This window comes from Aeromonas sp., from assembly GCF_051657805.1.
Classification (GTDB): domain Bacteria; phylum Pseudomonadota; class Gammaproteobacteria; order Enterobacterales; family Aeromonadaceae; genus Aeromonas.
In genome coordinates this window covers 1-1,527 of the sequence record NZ_JBOFLJ010000028.1, presented here as the reverse complement: position 1 = coordinate 1,527, position 1,527 = coordinate 1, and the positions used below count along the sequence as shown (strand labels likewise).

The 1,527-nt window shown below is 60.3% G+C and carries 1 rRNA gene; it reads left to right on the top strand.

From position 1 onward, the window contains the following. Positions 1–1,432, top strand: a 23S ribosomal RNA gene (locus ACRCYW_RS13510); the annotation flags it as partial. Positions 1,433–1,527: the final 95 nt, after the last annotated feature.

The window sequence follows — 1,527 nt, the reverse complement described above, 5'->3', positions numbered from 1 at the left end:
TAATCCGCGCAGGGTGAGCCGGCCCCTAAGGCGAGGGCGAGAGCCGTAGCCGATGGGAAACGGGTGAATATTCCCGTGCCCGCCAGACGTGCCGGCCGTGAAGCGTTGTCATCCCTTATCGGATTGGGGTGGCGGCTGGATCGGTCCGGGAAACAGCGCTGGCATATGGACCGTACCCGAAACCGACACAGGTGGACTGGATGAGTATTCCAAGGCGCTTGAGAGAACCATACCGAAGGAACTAGGCAAATTGCCCGCGTAACTTCGGAAGAAGCGGGACCCCGTGTTGCGCAAGCAGGGCGGGGTGGCACAGACCAGGGGGTGGCGACTGTTTAGTAAAAACACAGGGCTCTGCGAAGTCGTGAGACGACGTATAGGGTCTGACGCCTGCCCGGTGCCGGAAGGTCAAGGGGAGGGGTGCAAGCCTCGAACCGAAGCCCCGGTAAACGGCGGCCGTAACTATAACGGTCCTAAGGTAGCGAAATTCCTTGTCGGGTAAGTTCCGACCTGCACGAATGGCGTAACGACCTCCCCACTGTCTCCGGTATGGGCTCAGCGAAATTGAATTCCCCGTGAAGATGCGGGGTACCCGCAGTCAGACGGAAAGACCCTATGAACCTTTACTGCAGCTTCGCAGTGGCGCCAGAAGAGGGCTGTGTAGGATAGGTGGGAGGCTTTGAAGCCGGGGCGCTAGCCTTGGTGGAGCCAAGCTTGAAATACCACCCTGCGCTCTTTTGGCGTCTAACCGCCTCCCGTGATCCGGGAGCGGGACCCTGCGTGGTGGGCAGTTTGACTGGGGCGGTCGCCTCCCAAAGTGTAACGGAGGCGCGCGATGGTGGGCTCAGGCCGGTCGGACATCGGCTGTTGAGTGCAAAGGCACAAGCCCGCCTGACTGCGAGCGCGACAGCGCGAGCAGGGACGAAAGTCGGCCTTAGTGATCCGGTGGTCCCGCGTGGAAGGGCCATCGCTCAACGGATAAAAGGTACTCTAGGGATAACAGGCTGATCTCCCCCAAGAGTCCACATCGACGGGGAGGTTTGGCACCTCGATGTCGGCTCATCGCATCCCGGGGCTGGAGCAGGTCCCAAGGGTTCGGCTGTTCGCCGATTAAAGCGGTACGTGAGCTGGGTTTAGAACGTCGTGAGACAGTTCGGTCCCTATCTGCTGTGGGTGTTGGAGACTTGAGAGGCGCTTTCCCTAGTACGAGAGGACCGGGAAGGACGCACCTCTGGTGCACCGGTTGTCGCGCCAGCGGCATCGCCGGGTAGCCAAGTGCGGCATGGATAACCGCTGAAGGCATCTAAGCGGGAAACCAGCCTCAAGACGAGGTCTCCCTAAGGGTCGTGGAAGACCACCACGTTGATAGGCCGCAGGTGGAAGCTCCGTAAGGAGTGCAGCCGAGCGGTCCTAATCACCCGATAGAACTCCATATCCCACACACCACCGCACGGGTTGGTCTCCAACCCACCGCGCACAGCGCCAATCCACGCAGCACACACAATCTCCTGATCATCCAAAACCATCATC